This window comes from Blastococcus carthaginiensis (assembly GCF_030731085.1).
Taxonomy (GTDB): Bacteria; Actinomycetota; Actinomycetes; order Mycobacteriales; family Geodermatophilaceae; genus Blastococcus; species Blastococcus carthaginiensis.
The window spans coordinates 30,713-50,332 of the sequence record NZ_JASNFN010000020.1; the positions used below are offsets into that span (position 1 = coordinate 30,713).

General features: G+C 74.1%; 18 protein-coding genes and 1 tRNA gene. 12 read left to right on the forward strand and 7 right to left on the reverse strand.

What is annotated here, in order from left to right:
• Positions 1-4: 4 nt before the first annotated feature.
• From QOZ88_RS15785 to QOZ88_RS15795, 3 genes are all read left to right on the forward strand, one after another.
• Positions 5-613 (forward strand): TetR/AcrR family transcriptional regulator, encoded by a 609-nt coding sequence (locus QOZ88_RS15785; protein WP_306000693.1) that lies wholly within the window; start codon positions 5-7, stop codon positions 611-613.
• 47 nt (positions 614-660) lie between these two features.
• On the forward strand, positions 661-1,332 hold the full coding sequence (locus QOZ88_RS15790; RefSeq protein WP_306000694.1) for an enoyl-CoA hydratase-related protein: 672 nt from the start codon (positions 661-663) through the stop codon (positions 1,330-1,332).
• Positions 1,333-1,663: 331 nt separating this feature from the next.
• On the forward strand, positions 1,664-2,338 hold the full coding sequence (locus QOZ88_RS15795) for a Crp/Fnr family transcriptional regulator (RefSeq protein WP_091929288.1): 675 nt from the start codon (positions 1,664-1,666) through the stop codon (positions 2,336-2,338).
• A gap of 304 nt (positions 2,339-2,642) precedes the next feature.
• Here QOZ88_RS15795 and QOZ88_RS15800 read toward each other — a convergent pair whose 3' ends face one another.
• Genes QOZ88_RS15800 through QOZ88_RS15810 form a run of 3 tightly spaced genes read right to left on the reverse strand, consistent with a single transcriptional unit; the run spans position 2,643 to position 4,077 of the window.
• Positions 2,643-3,434 carry an NUDIX hydrolase gene (locus QOZ88_RS15800; RefSeq protein WP_306000695.1) on the reverse strand — a complete coding sequence of 264 codons (792 nt, stop codon included), beginning with the start codon at positions 3,432-3,434 and terminating at the stop codon, positions 2,643-2,645.
• A complete protein-coding gene (locus tag QOZ88_RS15805; protein WP_091929286.1) occupies positions 3,431-3,910 on the reverse strand; it encodes a RidA family protein in 480 nt (159 codons plus the stop codon). The genes QOZ88_RS15800 and QOZ88_RS15805 overlap by 4 nt, the downstream gene beginning before the upstream one ends.
• Positions 3,907-4,077: a DUF4177 domain-containing protein gene (locus QOZ88_RS15810; RefSeq protein ID WP_236828588.1), complete on the reverse strand. Its 171-nt coding sequence runs from the start codon at positions 4,075-4,077 to the stop codon at positions 3,907-3,909. The genes QOZ88_RS15805 and QOZ88_RS15810 overlap by 4 nt, the downstream gene beginning before the upstream one ends.
• Positions 4,078-4,235: 158 nt before the next feature.
• On the opposite strand from QOZ88_RS15810, the gene QOZ88_RS15815 reads away from it, so the two are divergent.
• Genes QOZ88_RS15815 through QOZ88_RS15825 form a run of 3 tightly spaced genes read left to right on the forward strand, consistent with a single transcriptional unit; the run spans position 4,236 to position 8,766 of the window.
• A complete protein-coding gene (locus tag QOZ88_RS15815) occupies positions 4,236-5,228 on the forward strand; it encodes an ArsA-related P-loop ATPase (protein WP_306000696.1) in 993 nt (330 codons plus the stop codon).
• Positions 5,228-6,469, forward strand: a complete 1,242-nt coding sequence (locus QOZ88_RS15820; protein WP_306000697.1) for an ArsA family ATPase — start codon at positions 5,228-5,230, stop codon at positions 6,467-6,469. Before QOZ88_RS15815 ends, QOZ88_RS15820 begins: the two co-directional genes overlap by 1 nt.
• Before the next feature lie 41 nt (positions 6,470-6,510).
• Positions 6,511-8,766, forward strand: coding sequence for a transglycosylase domain-containing protein (locus tag QOZ88_RS15825; protein ID WP_306000698.1), 2,256 nt, complete (start codon positions 6,511-6,513; stop codon positions 8,764-8,766).
• A gap of 60 nt (positions 8,767-8,826) precedes the next feature.
• Here QOZ88_RS15825 and QOZ88_RS15830 read toward each other — a convergent pair whose 3' ends face one another.
• Positions 8,827-9,279: a GatB/YqeY domain-containing protein gene (locus QOZ88_RS15830; RefSeq protein WP_306000699.1), complete on the reverse strand. Its 453-nt coding sequence runs from the start codon at positions 9,277-9,279 to the stop codon at positions 8,827-8,829.
• Positions 9,280-9,330: 51 nt separating this feature from the next.
• On the opposite strand from QOZ88_RS15830, the gene QOZ88_RS15835 reads away from it, so the two are divergent.
• The 3 genes from QOZ88_RS15835 (at position 9,331) to QOZ88_RS15845 (ending at position 12,227) form a co-directional block, all read left to right on the forward strand.
• Positions 9,331-10,242: a metallophosphoesterase gene (locus QOZ88_RS15835; protein ID WP_306000700.1), complete on the forward strand. Its 912-nt coding sequence runs from the start codon at positions 9,331-9,333 to the stop codon at positions 10,240-10,242.
• A gap of 49 nt (positions 10,243-10,291) precedes the next feature.
• Positions 10,292-10,365 (forward strand) — tRNA-Pro (locus QOZ88_RS15840).
• 68 nt (positions 10,366-10,433) lie between these two features.
• A complete protein-coding gene (locus QOZ88_RS15845) occupies positions 10,434-12,227 on the forward strand; it encodes a S9 family peptidase (protein ID WP_406568231.1) in 1,794 nt (597 codons plus the stop codon).
• Between the two features lie 10 nt (positions 12,228-12,237).
• Here QOZ88_RS15845 and QOZ88_RS15850 read toward each other — a convergent pair whose 3' ends face one another.
• Genes QOZ88_RS15850 through QOZ88_RS15860 form a run of 3 tightly spaced genes read right to left on the reverse strand, consistent with a single transcriptional unit; the run spans position 12,238 to position 15,066 of the window.
• Positions 12,238-12,726, reverse strand: a complete 489-nt coding sequence (locus QOZ88_RS15850) for a hypothetical protein (RefSeq protein WP_306000702.1) — start codon at positions 12,724-12,726, stop codon at positions 12,238-12,240.
• 28 nt (positions 12,727-12,754) lie between these two features.
• Complete coding sequence (locus tag QOZ88_RS15855) at positions 12,755-13,801, reverse strand: aspartate-semialdehyde dehydrogenase (protein WP_306000703.1); 1,047 nt, start codon at positions 13,799-13,801, stop codon at positions 12,755-12,757.
• Positions 13,798-15,066, reverse strand: coding sequence for an aspartate kinase (locus tag QOZ88_RS15860; protein ID WP_306000704.1), 1,269 nt, complete (start codon positions 15,064-15,066; stop codon positions 13,798-13,800). The genes QOZ88_RS15855 and QOZ88_RS15860 overlap by 4 nt, the downstream gene beginning before the upstream one ends.
• Positions 15,067-15,140: 74 nt before the next feature.
• On the opposite strand from QOZ88_RS15860, the gene QOZ88_RS15865 reads away from it, so the two are divergent.
• The 3 genes from QOZ88_RS15865 (at position 15,141) to leuA (ending at position 19,579) form a co-directional block, all read left to right on the forward strand.
• Positions 15,141-16,736, forward strand: a complete 1,596-nt coding sequence (locus tag QOZ88_RS15865; protein ID WP_306000705.1) for a phospholipase D family protein — start codon at positions 15,141-15,143, stop codon at positions 16,734-16,736.
• Between the two features lie 269 nt (positions 16,737-17,005).
• Positions 17,006-17,635: a helix-turn-helix domain-containing protein gene (locus QOZ88_RS15870; RefSeq protein ID WP_306000706.1), complete on the forward strand. Its 630-nt coding sequence runs from the start codon at positions 17,006-17,008 to the stop codon at positions 17,633-17,635.
• Positions 17,636-17,842: 207 nt separating this feature from the next.
• Complete coding sequence (leuA, locus tag QOZ88_RS15875) at positions 17,843-19,579, forward strand: 2-isopropylmalate synthase (protein WP_306000707.1); 1,737 nt, start codon at positions 17,843-17,845, stop codon at positions 19,577-19,579.
• The last annotated feature ends 41 nt before the right edge of the window (positions 19,580-19,620 follow it).

The window sequence follows — 19,620 nt, forward strand, 5'->3', positions numbered from 1 at the left end:
GCCGATGCCCCGGCCACGGGTCCACGCGCCCGACGTCGTCCTGGACGCCGCCGAGGAGCTGCTGGTCGAGCACGGCCGCGCGCAGCTGACCACCCGCGCCCTGGCCGAGCGGTCCGGCGCCTCCAACGGCAGCATCTACCACGCCTTCGGCTCGCTCGAGACCGTCGTGGGGGCTGCCTGGTTGCGCCGTGCGCGGCAGTTCCTCACCCTGCAGGCCACCGCCGTGGAGCAGGCGCTGGCCGCCGGCGACGGCCGGCGGGCGGTGCAGGCCGCGGCCGACGCGCCCGCCCGGCTCGCCGACGACGACCTGCGCGCCGCGCAGCTACTGGTCGCCCTGCAGCGCGACGACGTGCTCACCGACGCGGTGGCCGCACCCGTCGCCGAGGAGCTGCGGGCGCTCGACACCACCCTCGTGGCCGCCCTGCGCCGGCTGGCCCGGGCGGTCTGGGGCCGCGGTGACGCCGCCGCGGTGGACGTCGTCACCGTCTGCGTGGTGCGGCTGCCTGCCGCGCTGCTGTTCGGCGAGATCCGCACCGGGCGCGTCGATCCGCACACCCGGACCCAGCTCGCCGCCGCCGTCGGCGCCGTCCTCGACTGCGGCCCACCGCACTGAGCATGTCAGCACGCGCGCACCGCCACACCAACCCCGTAGGAGCCCCGATGCCCACGCTGGAACGTCACGACGACGTCTTCGTCCTCGCCCTCGGCGACACCGAGAACCGCTTCCACCCCGACTGGCTGGCCGCGGTCGGCGCCGCCCTCGACGAGGTGGAGGGAACCGACGGGCCCCGCGCCCTGGTCACCGTCGCCACGGGCAGGTTCTTCTCGAACGGCCTGGACCTGGACTGGCTGGGCGCCCATCCCGACCAGCACGAGGACTACGTCCGTGACGTCCACGCGCTGCTGGCCCGGGTACTGGCGCTGCCAGTGATCACGGTGGCAGCGCTGCAGGGGCACACCTTCGCCGCCGGCGCCATGCTGTCCCTCGCTCACGACCTGCGGGTGATGCGCGCCGACCGCGGCTTCTGGTGCCTGCCCGAGGCAGACATCGACATCCCGTTCACCCGCGGCATGTCCGCGCTCATCCTGGCCCGGCTGGCTCCGCAGACCGGCCACGAGGCGATGACCACCGCGCGTCGCTACGGCGGGGGCGACGCACTCACCGCCGGCATCGTCGATCACGCCGTTCCCGAGGACGCCGTCCGCTCCACCGCCCTGCAACTCGCCGCCGCCCAGGCCGGCAAGGCCGGCACGACCCTCGCCACCATCAAGACCCGCATGTACAGCCCGGTCCTCGACCTGCTGCGTGACCGCACCAACCCCCGCGGCTGACGGCGTCATCACGCAGGACCCACTGGTCATGCCGGGGGACGCCCGGCCGCAGGAGCGACACGCGCCTGCCGGTGCACCAACGAGTGTCCGGCGCGCTCATCGGCATGACAGGGACCACAGCTCTGGACGACAGGGGCAGGAACGTGGACACACCCAGTGAGGACCACCCCGCCCCACCACTCGCCCGCTCGTGGCGGGGCCCTGCAGGGAGGCCGCCTCGCTCGGAGGAGGGACGACCGGGCCACCGAACGGGTGACCGACCGCACAGGCACCTAGACTCACGTCGGGCGCGGGCACCCCTGCGCCCGCAGACAGTGCGAGAGGACGTGCAGTGGACGAGGTGCTGGCCCAGTCGGGGCTCTTCCAGGGGCTCTCCGAGGACGCGGTGGACCCCGTCATCAGCCGTCTGGAGACGATCACCCTCCCCCGGGGTCGGGTGGTCTTCAACGAGGGCGAGCCGGGCGACAGCCTCTACATCGTCATGACGGGCAAGATCAAGCTCTCCCGCCGGTCCCCGGACGGCCGGGAGAACGTGCTCGCGGTCATGGGGCCCTCCGACCAGTTCGGCGAGCTCTCGGTCTTCGACCCGGGGCCGCGCACCGCGACGGCCACCGCCGTCACGGACGTGAAGCTGGCGCGGATGCCGCAGTCGGTCCTGCTGCCCTGGATCGAGGCGCACCCGGAGATCGGTGAGCAGCTGCTGCGCGTGCTGGCCCGGCGCCTGCGCCGCACCAACGACTCGGTCGCGGACCTGATCTTCACTGACGTCCCCGGCCGCGTGGCCAAGGCGCTGCTGCAGATGGCCGACCGGTTCGGCAGCCGCGACACCGACGGCCTGCGGGTCAAGCACGACCTCACGCAGGAGGAGCTGGCCCAGCTGGTGGGCGCCTCCCGCGAGACGGTCAACAAGGCGCTCGCCGACTTCGTGCACCGCGGCTGGATCCAGCTGCAGGGCAAGTCCGTCGTCGTCCTCGACGAGGAGCGCCTGCGCCGCCGCGCGCGGTGACACCACCGGACCGCTGAACGCGGGAGGCCCAGAACCACGACGGTTCTGGGCCTCCCGCGTTCACTGCCCCCGGCGTCGAGGCAGCGGCTCAGCGGAGGTCGGGACGGCACCTGGCCGCGGTGTGGGCCCGGGGCGGGGCCCGGAGGGTCCCCCGCGGGAACACGGGCAGCGGCTCAGCGCCGATCGGGACGGCACCTGGCCGCGGTGTGGGCCCGGGGCGGGGCCCGGAGGGTCCCCCGCGGGAACACGGGCAGCGGCTCAGCGCCGATCGGGACGGCACCTGGCCGCGGTGTGACGCGGAGCGTCACGAAGAAAGGGGCACGGCCAGCCTGATGCGGGTGCCGTCGGGCAGCACCGCCCAGCGACCGTCGGGCGTCTCCTCGAACCGCGGGCTGATCGGGTGCATCGGCTGCGGCGGCGAGCCGGCCAGCGCGGCGGCGACGTCGGGGAACCCGGTCAGCTGGCCCAGCGTGTGGGACGTCGGTGGCAGCATCGGGCGGGCCCCGGCGTCCAGTTCCGCCAGGGCGGCGGCCGGGCGCAACCAGGCGGCCTCGTCGGCCTCGCCGGACACGTCCCGCGCCTCCTGGCCCACCGGCAGCGCGGCCGCGAAGAACTTGGTGTCGTAGCGGCGGGGCTCGACCGGCGGGGTGATCCAGTGCGCGAACGGGCGGAGCAGGTCCGACCGGAGGACCAGCCCCCGGTCGGCGAGCAGCTCGGCGAGCGACAGCTCGCGGCTGAGCAGCCCCTGCCGCTGCCGCTCCCAGTCGTCGCCCGAGACGTCCGGCACCACGCTGCCGTCGGGCAGGCCGGCCAGCAGGACGCCGGCCTCCTCGAAGGTCTCGCGCACCGCGGCGCAGACGAGTTCGCGGGCCGTGCGCTCGTCGCAGCCGAAGGCGGTGGCCCACTGCGCCGGGGCGGGGCCGGCCCAGCCGGTCTCGGTGTCGCCGTCGCGGGGGTCCACGCCCCCGCCGGGGTAGGCGGTCATCCCGCCGGCGAAGGGCATCCCCTTCGTGCGCCGCAGGAGGTAGACCTCCAGCCCCGGTTCGCCGTCGCGCAGCAGCAGGACGGTCGCCGCCTGCTTGGGCTCGGCGGTCACCGCAGCTCGACGGTGAGCTCGACCTCCACGGGGGCGCCCAGCGGCAGCTCGGCCACGCCCACGGCGCTGCGGGCGTGCTGCCCGGCCTCGCCGAAGATCCGGCCCATCAGCTCGCTGGCGCCGTTGACGACGCGCGGCTGCCCGGTGAAGCCCTCGACGCTGGCCACGTACCCGACCACCCGGACGATGCGGGCCACCGAGTCCAGTCCCACCAGGTCGTCGACGGCGGCCAGCGCGTTGAGCGCGCAGACCTTGGCGTCGGCCGCGGCGGCCTCGACGTCGACCGATCCGCCGACCTTGCCGGTGCGGCGCAGCCCGCCGTCGACGAACGGCAGCTGGCCGGAGGTGAACACCAGCGACCCGGCCCGCACGGCCGGCACGTAGGCGGCGACGGGCGCGGCCACCGGGGGCAGCCGGATGCCCAGCTCGGCGAGCCGGGCGTGCCAGCCCTGCGCCGGTGCGCCGGGCGCGGTCACACCGGCCGCTTGAGGTAGGCGACCAGCTGCTCGGCCCCACCAGGGCCGGGGAGCACGGTGACCAGCTCCCAGCCGTCGACGCCCCAGGAGTCGAGGATCGCCTTGGTGTTGTGGACGAGCAGCGGGATGGTCGCGTACTCCCACTTCTGGCGGGCGGTTTCGCTCATGGGGCCGACGCTAGCGCAGCCCCTCCGGTGAGGGGCCGCCACGGCCACCTCCGGGGGCCCGGGCCGGGCTCGCGAGACCCGGGGGCACCTGCGGGCGGCGGCCGTGAGCTCCGCGACGGCGAGGGGCAGGAGGGTCGGCCGGCTCATAGGCTGGGGCGGTGCCCCCCGAACTGACACCCACGCGCCTGCACGTGGTCACCGGCAAGGGCGGGACGGGCAAGACCACCGTCGCCGCCGCCCTGGCCCTGGCGCTCGCCGCCGACGGGCGGTCGGTGCTCCTCGTGGAGACCGAGGGACGGCAGGGCATCGCCCAGCTGTTCGACACCCCGCCGCTCCCCTACGAGGAGCGCCGGGTCGCCGTCGCGCGCGGCGGGGGCGAGGTCAAGGCGCTGGCCATCGACGTCGAGGAGGCGCTCCTCGACTACCTGGACATGTTCTACAACCTCCGGCGGGCGGGCCGGGCGCTGCGCAAGATGGGCGCCATCGACTTCGCCACCGCGATCGCCCCGGGCCTCCGCGACGTGCTGATCACCGGGAAGGTCAAGGAGGCGGTCACCCGGCGGCGCGACGGTCGGCCCGTCTACGACGCCGTCGTCGTCGACGCACCACCCACCGGGCGGATCACCCGCTTCCTCGGGGTCACCGGGGAGATGTCGCAGCTGGCCAGGTCCGGCCCGATCAAGACCCAGAGCGACGGCGTCATGGCGGTGCTGCGCTCCCCGCAGACGGCGGTGCACCTCGTCACGCTCCTGGAGGACATGCCCGTGCAGGAGACCGCGGACGCCATCGCGGAGCTGCAGGCCGCCGGGCTGCCGATCGGCTCGGTGGTCGTGAACATGGCCGCCGAGCCCGTGCTGCCGCCCGACGCCCTGTCCCGTGCGGTCGCCGGCGAGCTGACCGGCGCCGACCTCGCCCCCGCGCTGGGCGCCGCGCACCTGCCCGGCGCCGGGCAGCTGGCCGACGCGCTGGTCGCCGAGGTCGTCGAGCACGCCCGCCGCTGGGCCGCGCAGGACGCGCTGCGCGCCCAGGTCGAGGCGCTGGGCCGCCCGACCGTCGAGGTCCCGCTGATGCCGGGGCCCATGGACCTCGGCTGCCTGTTCGAGCTCGCCGGGCGGCTCGAGGAGCACCTGGCCGCGGCGGTGGCCCGCTGATGGCCGCGGACACCGCCACGGCCGGGACCACCGCCGGCGCCCGCGCGCCCCGGCAGGCGCCGGCCATGGACCTCGCCGAGCTGATCGCCGACCGGCAGACCCGCATCGTCGTCTGCTGCGGCGCCGGCGGCGTGGGCAAGACGACGACGTCGGCCGCCCTCGCGCTCGCCGCCGCGGAGGCCGGGCGCACCGTCGTCGTGCTGACGATCGACCCCGCCCGCCGGCTGGCCCAGTCGCTCGGGCTGACCGAGCTGGACAACGAGCCGCGGAAGGTCGATATCTCCGGTGGCGCGGCCACGGGTGCGCCGGGCGAGCTGCACGCGATGATGCTGGACATGAAGCGGACGTTCGACGACGTCGTCACCGCTCACTCCACGCCCGAGCGCGCGCAGCAGATCCTCGACAACCCCTTCTACCAGGCCCTCTCCTCCTCCTTCGCCGGCACGCAGGAGTACATGGCGATGGAGAAGCTCGGGCAGCTGCGGGCCAGCGACCAGTGGGACCTGATCATCGTGGACACGCCGCCGTCGCGGTCGGCGCTGGACTTCCTCGACGCCCCGAACCGGATGGGCCGCTTCCTCGACGGCACGATGATCCGGCTGCTGATGGCGCCCAGCCGGACCGGCTTCAAGTTCGCCAGCGCCGGCTTCCTCTTCTTCAGCCGGATCATCAGCAAGATCCTCGGCGGGCAGCTGCTGCGCGACATCTCCGCCTTCGTCGCCGCGCTGGACACCATGTTCGGCGGGTTCCGCGAGCGCGCCACGGCGACCTTCGAGCTGCTGCGCCGTCCCGGCACGTGGTTCGTCGTGGTCGCCGCCCCCGAGCCCGATGCGCTGCGCGAGGCCTCCTACTTCGTCGACCGGCTCTCGGCCGAGGGCATGCCGCTCGCCGGGCTGGTCGTCAACCGCACCCACCCGCCGGCCACCACCGCCCTGTCCGCGACCCGGGCGGAGGGCGCCGCCGAGGAGGTGGCCGAGAGCGGGGACGACGGCGCCGCGCTCGCGGCGGCGGCCCTGCGCGTGCACGCCGAGCGGATGCAGCAGGCCACCCGCGAGCAGCACCTGGCCGACCGCTTCACCAGCGCCCACCCCGACGTCGCGCTGCGGACGGTGCCGGCCGCCGCCGGTGACGTGCACGACCTCGAGGGGCTGCGGATGATGGCCGCCGCCCTGACCGGGCCGGACCACGACACGCCGACCGGCACGCCGCGGACACGCGTCCTCCCCGCGCGCCGCGGCTGAGCACCGCTCTCACCCGTCCGGGCGACGTACCCTTGCCCGCGATGTCGGAGAACGCGCGCGCCACGACCCGTCTGCTCGCCAAGCTCGCCGCGACGATCGTCGTCGCCGGAGCGCTGGTGGCAGGCCTCATGCTGCCCTGGGTCGGTGGACCGGGGCTCGCGGCACGCAACTCCGTGTCGCTGCTCGACGCCCTGCCGGTGGAGCTCACCGACGAGACTCCGGCCGGCGTCACCCGGGTGCTGGCCTCGGACGGTTCGCTCATCACGAACTTCTACGAGCACAACCGCACCCCGGTGACCTCCGACCAGATCGCCGACGTCATGAAGCAGGCCCTCGTCGACATCGAGGACTCCCGCTTCTACGACCACAACGGCCTGGACGTGCAGGGCACGCTGCGCGCGCTGGTGAAGAACGTCGCCGCCGGCGAGGTGCAGGAGGGTGGCTCCACCCTCACCCAGCAGCTGGTGAAGCAGACCCTGCTGCAGACGGCCACCACGCCGGAGGACCGCGAGGCCGCCGACGCCGAGACCGTCGGCCGCAAGCTGCGGGAGGCGCGGCTCGCGCTCGCCCTGGAGGACACCTACTCCAAGGACGAGATCCTCACCCGCTACCTGAACCTCGTGTACTTCGGGCAGGGAGCCTACGGCATCCAGGCCGCCGCCCAGCGCTACTTCAGCGTGAACGCCGCCGACCTCACCCTGCCCCAGGCGGCGATGCTCGCCGGGCTGGTGCAGAGCCCGTTCTACGACGAGCCGATCAACAACCCGGAGAACGCCCAGATCCGGCGCAACCAGGTGCTGCAGCGCATGCACGACCTGGGCCACATCACCGCGCAGCAGCTCAGCGAGATCACCCCGACGCCGGTGGAGGTCACCCCCGGCCAGGCCCCGCCGAACGGCTGCATCGACGCCTCGATCGGCGGCTTCTTCTGCGACTTCACCCGGCAGTACCTGATCCAGGAGCTGGGGCTGACCAAGGCGCAGCTGGACAAGGGCGGCCTCACCATCACCACGACGCTGCGCCCCGACATGCAGCGCGCCGGTGACCAGGCCGTGCTGGACACCGTGGCCATGGGCGCGGGGACCGTGGCCGTCTACGACGTGATCGAGCCCGGCACCGGGAAGGTGCTGGCGATGAGCGTCAACCGCCGCTTCGGCTGCGACGCCCCCGAGTGCGAGTCGGTGAACTTCGCGACCATCCCGACCAAGGGCTCGGGGTCGACCTTCAAGATGTTCGTCGCCGCCGCGGCGCTGGAGCAGGGCCTGCCGGCCAGCCACACCATCACCACGAGCGAGCCCTACGAGTCGAAGGTCTACGAGAGCTACGACCCCGAGACCCAGCGCATCGAGCCGTACGAGGTCGAGAACGTGGGCAGCAACTACCCGCGCACGCTGACCATGACGCAGGCGCTCTACATGTCCTCCAACACCTACTTCCTGGCGCTCGAGGACGCGCTCGGCCGCATCGAGCCGGCCGTCCGCATGGCCGAGCGGCTGGGCATGACCTTCGACTACTCGGTCACCCAGACGCCGGCGCAGCAGATCATCGACGAGAATCGCCCGTCCTTCGCCTTCGGCACCGACGGCGTGAGCCCGCTGGACCTGGCCAACGCCTACGCGACCGTCGCCGCCCGCGGGGTCAGGTGCACGCCCACCCCGGTGCTGTCGATCACCACGCCGAACGGCGAGCCGCTCCTCGGCGAGGACGGGCAGCCGGTGGTCCGGGAGAACAACTGCGAGCAGGTGATCGAGCCCGGCCTCGCCGACACGCTGAACCAGATGATGATCAAGGATGTCCAGCCCGGGAACCGGCTGCAGACCGGTGCCCGCGCCCACATCCCCGGGCACCAGATCGCCGGCAAGACCGGCACGGTCCAGGAACGGGATTCGGTGGCCTTCGTGGGCGCGACGCCCCAGTTCGCCGCCAGCGTCATGCTGTTCCGCCCGCGGGACACCGACGACGTGGGCAGCTACGGCGGCGGGTTGCCGGCCGGCATCTGGCGCCAGGCGATGGCGCCGATCCTGACCAGCCAGGAGGCCGTGCCGTTCCCGCCGGCCGACCCTCGGTACGCCGGCCGCGGCGTCGACGCCGCCCCGCAGAGGCCCACCCGGTTCCAGGACAACGCGTCCAGCCGCTCGGGCAACCGGTCCGGCACCACGGCCGGGAACACCACCCCTCCGCCGGCGGAGCCCGAGGCGCCGGAGCAGCCGGAGGCGCCGGCTGAGGCGCCGACGGAGCCGCCGGCCGACACCGGCACCCCGGCCCCGGAGACCGGCGGGGACACCGTCACGAACTGACCTGGCGGACGACGAGGGGCCGGACCGGCAGGTCCGGCCCCTCGTGCGTCCCCGGGGATGTCAGCCGAGCTGGCGGCGCACCTCGGCGGCGACCCTCGAGCCCTCGGCCCGGCCGGCCACGACGCCGTTCGCGGCCCCCATCACCTTCCCCATGTCCTTCATCCCGGAGGCACCGGTGCGGGTGATGACGTCGGCGACGATCGCGGTCAGGTCGGCGTCGTCGAGCTGCGCCGGCAGGTAGCCGGCCAGGATCTCGCCCTCCGCCTGCTCCCGCGCGGCCTGCTCGGCCCGTCCGGCCGAGCCGAAGGCCTCGGCGGCCTCACGGCGCTTCTTCGCCTCCCGGCGGAGCACCGCCTGCACCTCGTCGTCGCTGAGCTCGCGGGACTCCTTGCCCGACACCTCCTCGGCGCTGACGGCGGCGAGCACCATGCGCAGCGTGGCGGTGCGCAGCTCGTCGCGGGCCTTCATGGCGGTGGTCAGGTCGGTGCGCAGCTGTTCCTTGAGGTCGGACACGGGTCAAGCCTTGCACGACGCCGCGCCCGGGGGCGCCCGTAGGCTCGGCGGGTGCGCTGGTACACCGCCCTCCCCACCACCGCCGTCGCCTCGGGCGCGGCCGTGACCGCCTACGCGAGCCTCTACGAGCGCACCCGCTGGACCCTGCGGCGCTTCGACGTCCCGGTGCTCGCCCCCGGCTCGGCGCCGCTGACGGTCCTGCAGCTCTCCGACCTGCACATGACGGCGGGGCAGCGCAGCAAGCAGGAGTGGATCGCGGGCCTGGCCGCGCTCGAGCCCGACCTGGTGGTCACCACCGGTGACAACCTCGCGGGCTTCGACGCGGTGCCGCCCACCCTGCGCGCGCTGGACCCCCTTCTGGACCGGCCGGGGGCCTTCGTGCTGGCCAGCAACGACTACTTCGCCCCGCGGCCGAAGAATCCGCTCAAGTACTTCAAGCGCGACCACAAGCGGGTGCACGGCGACGAGCTGCCCTGGCGGGATCTGCGCGACGGCATGCGCGACCGCGGCTGGCTCGACCTCACCAACGCCCGCGGGGAGCTCACCGTGGGCGGGCGCCGCATCGTCTTCGCCGGCGTGGACGACTCGCACGTGAAGCGGGACCGCTACGACCTGGTCGCCGGCGCGGCCGACCCGGACGCCGACGTGCGGATCGGGCTGGCGCACTCCCCCGAGCCGCGGGTCCTCGACCGGTTCGCCGCCGACGGCCACGACCTGCTGCTCTGCGGCCACACGCACGGCGGCCAGCTGCGGGTGCCCTTCTACGGCGCGCTCGTCACCAACTGCGGCATCGACCGCGACCGCGTGCGCTGGCTGCACCGGTGGGCGGAGCCGACGCCGGCGCACCCGGCCGGCACCTGGCTGCACGTGTCGGCCGGTCTGGGCACCAGCCCGTACGCCCCGGTGCGGTTCGCCTGCCCGCCCGAGGCGACGCTGCTGACCCTCACCGCGCGACCGTCCTGACCCGCTGCCGGGGCGCGCGCGGTGGAGCGTTAGACTCGTCGACGCACCTCGGGGTGTGGCGCAGCTTGGTAGCGCGCGTCGTTCGGGACGACGAGGCCGCAGGTTCAAATCCTGTCACCCCGACCCTCAGCTCAGGGGCCGCCGCGAGGCGGCCCCTGAGTCGTTCCCGGGGCGCTGCGAAGATGGCGGTCGTGACCGCCGAGCAGACCGCCCCCGCCCTTCCTCCCGAGGTCACCGCCCGCTGGCAGGCCCGGTTCCGCGCCCCCCGGGTGTCGCTCCCGGACTGGGCCGAGGAGGCGCCGCACCGCAACCTGTACAGCTCCGACGTCAGCGGCGTCGTCGAGCAGTACGCCTGGGACCGGGAGACCGGCGCCCACCGCCGGGTCACCGACCGGCCCAACGGCACGCTCATCGCGACGCTGGACCGCGACGGGTCGACCATCTGGTGGTTCGCCGACACCGACGGCGACGAGTTCGGCGTCTGGATGACCCAGCCGTTCGAGGGCGGCGAGGACAGCGTCGCCGTCCCCGAGGTGGGGCCTGCCTACCCGGCGGGGCTGGAGCTCGGCCGGGAGCTGGTGGCGATCGGCCGCAGCACCGACGACGGCAGCGAGCTGTGGCTGGCCCCCACCGGCGGGACGCCCCGGGTGGTCTACCGGCACCCCGACCCCGCCTCGGTGGACGCGCTCACCCGCGACGACGAGCTGCTGGTCATCTCGCACTCCGAGCACGGCGACCCGCGCTACCCGGCGCTGCGCGTGCTCCGCACCAGCGACGACGCCGTGGTCGCGGAGAAGTGGGACGGCGAGGGCCGCGGGCTGCACGCGCTGGAGTTCGCCCCGCTGCCCGGTGACCGCCGGCTGCTGGTCGGGCACGAGCGGCGCGGCCGCGAGGAGCTCCTGATCTGGGACGTCGCCGCCGGCACCGAGACCGAGCTCGTGCTGGACCTGCCCGGCGACGTGACCGCCGGCTGGTACCCGGACGGCTCGGCCCTGCTGGTGGGCCACGACCACGCCGCCCGCAGCGAGCTGTACCGCTACGACCTCGCCACCGGCGCGCTGGAGCGGCTGGACACCCCGCCGGGCGTCGTCCGCGGCGCCACCGCCCGCCCCGACGGCACCGTGGAGCTGGCCTGGTCGAGCTCCGCGCGCCCGCCGGTCATCCGCCGCGCGGACGGTCCCGTCGTCCTCTCGGTGTCCGACGAGGAGCCGCCGGCGGCCTACCCGGTGGAGGACCGGTGGGTCCCCGGCCCGGGCGGGGACGTGCACGCGCTGCTGGTGCGCCCGGCCGGTCCCGGTCCGCACGCGACCGCGTTCCTCGTGCACGGCGGCCCGGAGGCGGCCGACGACGACTCCTACCGCGCCCGGCGGGCGGCCTACGTGGACGCCGGCTACGCCGTCGTGCACGTCAACTACCGGGGCTCCACCGGCTACGGCTCGGCCTGGCGGGACGCGCTGACCGGCCGGCCGGGGCTGACCGAGCTGGAGGACGTCGGCGCCGTCTACGACGCGCTGGTGGCCGAGGGCGTCGTCGACCCGCAGCGGGCGATCCTCAGCGGTGGCTCGTGGGGCGGGTTCCTCACGCTGCTGGGCCTGGGCACCCAGCCCGAGCGCTGGGCGGCCGGGATCGCCGAGGTGCCCGTGGCCGACTACCTGGCCGCCTACGAGGACGAGATGGAGGGCCTGCGGGCCTACGACCGGGCGCTGTTCGGCGGCTCACCGGAGGAGGTGCGCGACGTGTACGTGCGCTCCTCGCCCCTCACCTACGTCGACGCCGTCGCCGCGCCGGTGCTGGTGGTGGCGGGCGCCAACGACCCGCGCTGCCCGATCCGGCAGATCGACAACTACCTGGCGCGCCTCGCGGAGCTGGAGAAGCCGCACGAGGTGTACCGCTTCGACGCGGGCCACGGCTCCCTGGTGATCGAGGAGACGATCCGGCAGGTGGAGGTGGCGCTCTCCTTCGCGCTGCGCCACGTGCAGCCCTGACCCGCCCCATTCAGCGGTGGCGGCGACGGCCGGCCACGCGGCGACGCGGTGGGGTGAGCAGCGCCTGACGGGCGTTCTCCCTCCGCCGCGCGACCGCCCGGCGGTACCGCCCCCGGCTGCCCCTCGGGTCGCCGGGGGCGTAGGCGTACCAGCCGGACTCCCCGCCCGGCGGGTCCGGCGCCTCGTCGTCGGCGGCCATCCGCGCACGCACCCGCTCCAGCACGCGCTCGGCCAGGGCGTCGTCGGTCAGCAGGGCCGGCAGCTCCGCCGGGTCGCGCCCCTCCGCGGTCAGCGCGTCGGTCAGCCACTCGTACCACCGCGACCCGAACGCGTGGACGACGGCGTCGCTCAGGAGCGCGTGGGCGGCGTCGACCGTCACCCCGCGTTCGAGGGCGAGGTCCAGCTCGACCATCCCGCGCAGCGTGTAGAGGTCGGGCCCCGGCCAGCGCTGCTCCTCGGGCACGGCCGGCTCGCCGGGCCCCGGCTCCTCGGACGTCACCGCGCCATCCTGCCCGAGGAACCGGTCCTCAGCGGGAGGCGGCGATGAGCTCCGCGATCTGCACGGTGTTGAGGGCCGCACCCTTGCGCAGGTTGTCGTTGCTCACGAACAGCACCAGCCCGCGGCCGCCGTCGACGCTCTGGTCCTGCCGGATGCGGCCCACGTAGCTCGGGTCGCGGCCGGCGGCCTGCAGCGGGTTCGGGACGTCGGAGAGCTCCACCCCGGGGGCGGCGCGCAGCAGCTCGGTCGCCCGCTCGACGGAGAGCTCACGCTGGAACTCCAGGTTCAGCGAGAGCGAGTGGCCGGTGAAGACCGGCACCCGCACGCAGGTACCCGCGACCCGGAGGTCCGGGATGCCGAGGATCTTGCGGCTCTCGTTGCGGAGCTTCTGCTCCTCGTCGGTCTCGAACGAGCCGTCGTCGACGACGGAGCCGGCCATCGGCAGCACGTTGAACGCGATCGGCGCGACGTACTTCACCGGGTCGGGGAAGGCCACCGCGGACCCGTCGTGGGCGAGCGCGTCGGCCTTCTCCACGACGGCCCTGGCCTGGCCGTGCAGCTCCTCGACGCCGGCCACACCGCTGCCGGAGACCGCCTGGTAGGTGCTGGCGACGATCCGGGTCAGCTGCGCCTCGTCGTGCAGCGGCTTGAGCACCGGCATCGCCGCCATGGTGGTGCAGTTCGGGTTGGCGATGATGCCCTTGCGGATCTCGCCCAGCGCGTGCGGGTTGACCTCGCTGACGACCAGGGGGACGTCGGGGTCGCGACGGAACGCCGAGCTGTTGTCGATCACGGTCACGCCGGCCTCGGCGAACCGCGGCGCCTGCGCCCGCGAGGTGGTGGCCCCGGCGGAGAAGATCGCGATGTCCAGGCCCGTCGGGTCGGCGGTGGCGGCGTCCTCGACGGTGATCTCCCCACCGGCCCACGGCAGCGTGCTGCCGGCCGACCGGGCGGAGGCGAAGAAGCGCAGTTCGGCCAGCGGGAAGTCCCGCTCGGCCAGCAGGTCGCGCACGACCCGGCCGACCTGCCCGGTGGCGCCGACGATGCCGACGCGCAGCCCACCACTCGTGCTCATCGTCCCGTCCCTCCGTAGACCACGGCCTGGGCCTCGTCGGTGCCCAGGTCAAAGGCGTCGTGCACCGCGCGGACGGCGATGTCCACGTCGGTGTCGCGGCACACCACGGAGATGCGGATCTCCGAGGTGCTGATCAGCTCCAGGTTGACGCCGGCGTCGGCGAGCGCGCCGAAGAACTTCGCGGAGACGCCGGGGTGCGAGCGCATCCCCGCCCCCACCAGCGACACCTTCCCGATGTGCTGGTCGAAGCTCACGTCGGTGTAGCCGACGGTGTGCTTCACCCGCTCCAGGGCGGCCAGCGCGGTCGGGCCGTCGCTCTTGGGCAGCGTGAAGGAGATGTCGGCGAGCTTGCTGGCCTCGGCCGAGACGTTCTGCACGATCATGTCGATGTTGACCTCGGCGTCGGCGAGCACGCGGAAGATCTGCGCCGCCTCGCCCGGCCGGTCCGGCACGCCGAACACGGTGATCTTGCCCTCGGAGCGGTCGTGCGCGACGCCGGAGATGATCGCCTGTTCCACGGTGAGATCCTCCATCGAGCCGGTCACGGTCGTGCCGGGGAGCTGGGAGTAGGAGCTGCGGACGTGCACGGGGATGCCGTAGCGGCGGGCGTACTCGACGCAGCGGAGCATGAGCACCTTCGCGCCGGAGGCCGCCAGCTCGAGCATCTCCTCGTAGGTGATGGTGTCCAGCCGCTTGGCGTTCGGGACGATGCGCGGGTCGGCGGTGAAGACGCCGTCGACGTCGGTGTAGATCTCGCAGACGTCGGCGTTCAGCGCCGCGGCGACGGCGACGGCGGTGGTGTCCGAGCCACCGCGGCCCAGCGTGGTGATGTCCTTGGTGTCCTGGCTGACGCCCTGGAACCCGGCGACGATGACGACCGAGCCCTCGTCGAGCGCCGACTTGAGCCGGCCCGGCGTGACGTCGATGATCCGCGCCTTGCCGTGGCTGGACGTCGTGATGACGCCGGCCTGCGACCCGGTGAAGGAGCGCGCCTCGTAGCCGTGCCCGGAGATGGCGATGGCCAGCAGCGCCATGGAGATCCGCTCGCCGGCGGTGAGCAGCATGTCGAGCTCGCGACCGGGCGGGGTGTCGGTGATCTGGCTGGCGAGGTCCAGCAGCTCGTCGGTGGTGTCGCCCATCGCCGAGACCACGACCACGACGTCGTCGCCGTTGTTCTTGGCCGCGACGATCCGCTCCGCGACGCGCTTCATGTGCTCGGCGGAGGCGACGGACGAGCCGCCGTACTTCTGGACGACGAGGGCCACGGGACATGAGGCTACCGACGTCGTCCACGACCCGGGCGCTTGCATCCGGCGGACCCGACCGTTGTGATCACCGGGTGGACGACCCGAGCCGCTGGCTGCTCACCTCGGAGGAGCGCCACAACCGCGGCGCCGCCGTCCCCAGCTGGACCGAGGGGAACCTGGTCCGCCCGCTGGTCCACGGGTCGGTGTACTTCGACCGGCTCGTCGAGGTGGTCGAGCAGCTGGGCGCGGGCGACCGCCTGTGGTTCACCGACTGGCGCGGCGACCCCGACCAGCGGCTGCGCCCGGACGGGCCGACCGTGGACGAGTTGTTCAGCGCGGCCTCGCGCCGTGGCGTCGACGTGCGCGGCCTGGTGTGGCGCTCGCACACCGACTGGCTGTCGTACAGCAAGGAGCAGAACCGGTCGCTGGACCGGGAGATCGAGGAGGACGGCGGGAAGGTCGTGCTGGACCAGCGCGTGCGCCGGGTCGGCAGCCACCACCAGAAGGTGGTGATCATCAGGTGCCCCGCCGAGCCGTCCCGCGACGTCGCGTTCGCGGGCGGCATCGACCTCTGCCACAGCCGCCGCGACGACGCACGGCACCACGGCGACCCGCAGGCGGTCGACATGGCCTCCGGGTACGGCCCGACCCCGCCGTGGCACGACATCCAGGCCGAGATCCGCGGGCCCGCCGTCGCCGTCCTGGAGACCAGCTTCCGCGAGCGCTGGGACGACCCGACCAGCCCCGTCCAGGGCAACCCGATCGCCTACCTCGTCGACCGGTTCCGCCGGGCCCGGCTGGACCCCTCGCCGCTGCCGCCCGAGCTGCCGCCGCCCCCGCCGTGCGGGCCGCACCTGGTCCAGATCCTGCGGACGTACCCGAAGATCCGCCCGCGGTACGACTTCGCACCCGAGGGCGAGCGCTCGATCGCCCGCGGCTACAGCAAGGCGGTCAAGCGGGCCCGGCGGCTGATCTACCTCGAGGACCAGTACATGTGGTCCTCCGAGGTCGCCCAGCTGTTCGCCGACGCCCTGCGGGACGATCCCGACCTGCACCTGGTGGTGGTCGTGCCCCGCATCCCGGATCAGGAGGGCGCCTTCTCGGCGACCCCGCAGGCCGTGGGCCGCCGGCAGGCGATCGACCTGTGCCTGCGGGTGGGGGGTGAGGACCGGGTGCACGTCTTCGACGTCGAGAACCACGCGGGGACGCCGGTCTACGTGCACGCGAAGGTGTGCGTCGTCGACGACGTCTGGGCCAGCGTCGGCAGCGACAACTTCAACCGCCGCTCCTGGACGCACGACAGCGAGCTGTCGACCGCCGTCCTGGACACGACGCTCGACCAGCGCGAGCCCCTGGACCCGGCGGGGGCCGGGGACTGCGCGCGCACGTTCCCCCGCGACCTGCGGCTGGAGCTGGCGCGCGAGCACCTGGACCTCGATCCCGACGGCGGCGACGACGACCTGCTGCTCGACCCCGAGCGCTTCGTGGCGACGCTGGAGGCGCGGGCGGCCGCCCTGGCCGAGTGGCACGAGGGCGGCCGGCGGGGTCCTCGCCCGCCCGGGCGGTTGCGGCCCCACCGCCCGGAGAAGCTCGCCTGGCACACCCGGCTGTGGGCCACACCGGTCTACCGGCTGCTGGTCGACCCCGACGGCCGGCCGCTGCGCCTGCGGTTGCGCAAGGCGTTCTGACCGCCGGGACGACCGGTGTCCCTGAACCGCACGACCGGTTCCCCCGGGGCGGGGGGGGGGGGGGGGGGCGGGGGGCCCCGGGCCGCGCCGGCCCGCCCCCCCCACCGCCGGGGATGGTCTCCGTGTGCGTGCCCGTCCACTCTGTGCCACACCTTCCCGGGAGCACATGCCGGGGGGCGGCCCGCACGTCGGTGTCCACAGGGGGTCGGGTCCTCCACCGTCCCGCTCGTCAGCCATCCAGCGGCGCAGCAGCACCGGAGAGTGGCGGCGTGGAGCCCTTCGACCTGCCCGGCGCCCTGCGACGCATCCGCCGGGAGGGGGACCTCTCGCAGCGCGAGCTGGCCGAGGGCTGCGGCCTGTCCCAGTCCGCCGTGGCCCAGGCCGAGACCGGGCGGCGCGACCTGCCGGTGACCGCGCTGGCCCGCGCGGCCACTCTCGCCCGGCTCCGGCTGGCCCTGCTGGACGGCGACGGCCTCGAGGTCCCCCCGATGTCCGGCGGGTCCGTGCGGGACCTCGGCCGGCGGCGCTACCCGGCGCACCTCGACACGCGCCGCACCGCCGCCGGGATCTCCTTCCACGAGCAGCGTCGGGACCGGCCGGAGACCGGCTACACCTTCACCCGGGACCGGCCGGCCCGGGACGCGCGCCGTGATGCCCGCGGCACGCCGACCGACCACCACCCGTGGCTCCCCGGCGACACCCCCGCGGAGCGCCGGGCGGCCCGGCGGGCAGAGGCGGCGCAGCGGCGGCGGGAGGAGCTGGAGCGCCGGCGGGTCGCCGGTGAGCTGCCTCCGCTGACCGACTTCACCTGCACGTGCCCGCCGGACTGCGCCGACGGCGACGACGGCCAGCGGCCGTTCCACACCGAGGAGTGCCCCTGCCGCTGCGACGTGGACTGAGCGTGAATCCTGCGGCAGGAGCCGACGCGCTGCTACCGTGGCTGCGTGCGCGGCAGCCTCCTGCTTACCCGCCGCGGCGAGGCCCTCTCCTAGGTCGGCCCCCTCGCCGCGGTGTCCTGCCGTGACCGAGTGCGTTCCCGGCGCCGCTGACCGCCCCGGAGCTGTGCGCACTCCGCGCACGGCAGCCCCGCCCCAGGAGCCCTCCCCATGAGCGAGACCCACCCGCACGCCCGCCACCCCCAGCAGCCGTCCGGCATGCCGATCCACCGCTACGCACCCTTCACCCCGGTGGTGCTGCCCGACCGCACCTGGCCGGACACCGTGACGACGCAGGCCCCGCGCTGGTGCGCCGTCGACCTGCGCGACGGCAACCAGGCGCTGATCGATCCGATGACGCCCGACCGCAAGCGGCGGATGTTCGAGCTGCTCGTCCGCATGGGCTACAAGGAGATCGAGGTCGGTTTCCCGGCGGCCAGCCAGACCGACTACGACTTCGTCCGCCAGCTGGTCGAGGAGGACCTGATCCCGGACGACGTGACGATCCAGGTGCTCACCCAGGCCCGCGACGAGCTGATCGAGCGCACCTTCGAGTCGCTGCGCGGCGCGAAGCAGGCCATCGTGCACCTCTACAACTCGACCTCCACCCTGCAGCGACGGGTCGTCTTCGGCTCCGACCGCGCCGGCATCGTCGACATCGCCGTCCACGGCGCCCAGGTCGTGCGCAAGCTGGCCGAGCAGATGGGCGGCACGGACATCCGGTTCGAGTACTCCCCCGAGTCGTTCACCGGCACCGAGCTCGACTTCGCCGTCGAGATCTGCGACGCCGTCACCGACGTCTGGGAGCCCACCCCCGATCGGCCGACGATCCTCAACCTGCCGGCCACCGTCGAGATGGCCGAGCCGACCGTCTACGCCGACCAGGTCGAGTGGATGCACCACAACCTGGGCCGCCGCAAGTCGGTGGTCCTGAGCCTGCACCCGCACAACGACCGCGGCACCGCCGTCGCCGCCGCCGAGCTCGGCTACCGCGCCGGCGCCGACCGCATCGAGGGCTGCCTGTTCGGCAACGGCGAGCGCACCGGCAACGTCGACCTGGTCACCCTGGGCCTGAACCTGTTCAGCCAGGGCATCGACCCGCAGATCGACTTCTCCGACATCGACGAGATCCGCCGAACCGTCGAGTACTGCAACCAGCTCGGCGTGCACGAGCGGCACCCCTACGGCGGCGACCTGGTCTACACCGCCTTCTCCGGCTCCCACCAGGACGCCATCAACAAGGGGTTCAAGGCCCTGGAGACGGACGCGCAGGCGGCCGGGAAGGCCGTGGCGGAGATGCCGTGGGCCGTCCCCTACCTGCCGATCGACCCCAAGGACGTCGGTCGCAGCTACGAGGCCGTGATCCGGGTGAACAGCCAGTCCGGCAAGGGCGGCGTCGCCTACATCATGAAGACCGAGAACCACCTGGACCTGCCGCGCCGGCTGCAGATCGAGTTCAGCGCGGTCGTCCAGCGGCACACCGACGACGAGGGCGGCGAGGTCACCGCCCAGCAGATGTGGACGGCGTTCAGCAACGAGTACCTGCCCGACCCGGCCGCGCCCTGGGGCCGGTTCGCCCTCGCCGGGCACCGGCACACCGCCCACGGCGACACGGTCGACGAGATGGTCGTCGAGCTCACCGACTCCGGCGTCCCGGTGACCGTCGAGGGCCGCGGCAACGGCCCGATCGCGGCGTTCGTCGACGCGCTGAAGAGCCTGGGAGTCGACGTCCGCGTCTTGGACTACGCCGAGCACGCGATGGACCCGGGACACGCGAGCGTCAGCGCCGCCGCCTACGTCGAGTGCGCCGTGGGCGACCGGGTGCTGTGGGGTGTGGGCATCGACCCGAACATCGTCAGCGCCTCGCTGCGGGCCGTCGTCTCCGCCGTCAACCGCGCCGAGCGCTGAGGCACCGCCGGGGCCGGGGGCGCGACGCCCCGGTCCCGGCG

Bases quoted from the DNA above. Each gene is read 5' to 3' on its own strand.
- QOZ88_RS15855 (WP_306000703.1), bottom strand. From the start codon at position 13,801: ATGAGCACGAGTGGTGGGCTGCGCGTCGGCATCGTCGGCGCCACCGGG.
- QOZ88_RS15820 (WP_306000697.1), top strand. From the start codon at position 5,228: ATGGCCGCGGACACCGCCACGGCCGGGACCACCGCCGGCGCCCGCGCG.
- QOZ88_RS15785 (WP_306000693.1), top strand. From the start codon at position 5: ATGCCCCGGCCACGGGTCCACGCGCCCGACGTCGTCCTGGACGCCGCC.
- QOZ88_RS15810 (WP_236828588.1), bottom strand. From the start codon at position 4,077: ATGAGCGAAACCGCCCGCCAGAAGTGGGAGTACGCGACCATCCCGCTG.
- QOZ88_RS15790 (WP_306000694.1), top strand. From the start codon at position 661: ATGCCCACGCTGGAACGTCACGACGACGTCTTCGTCCTCGCCCTCGGC.
- QOZ88_RS15825 (WP_306000698.1), top strand. From the start codon at position 6,511: ATGTCGGAGAACGCGCGCGCCACGACCCGTCTGCTCGCCAAGCTCGCC.
- leuA (WP_306000707.1), top strand. From the start codon at position 17,843: ATGAGCGAGACCCACCCGCACGCCCGCCACCCCCAGCAGCCGTCCGGC.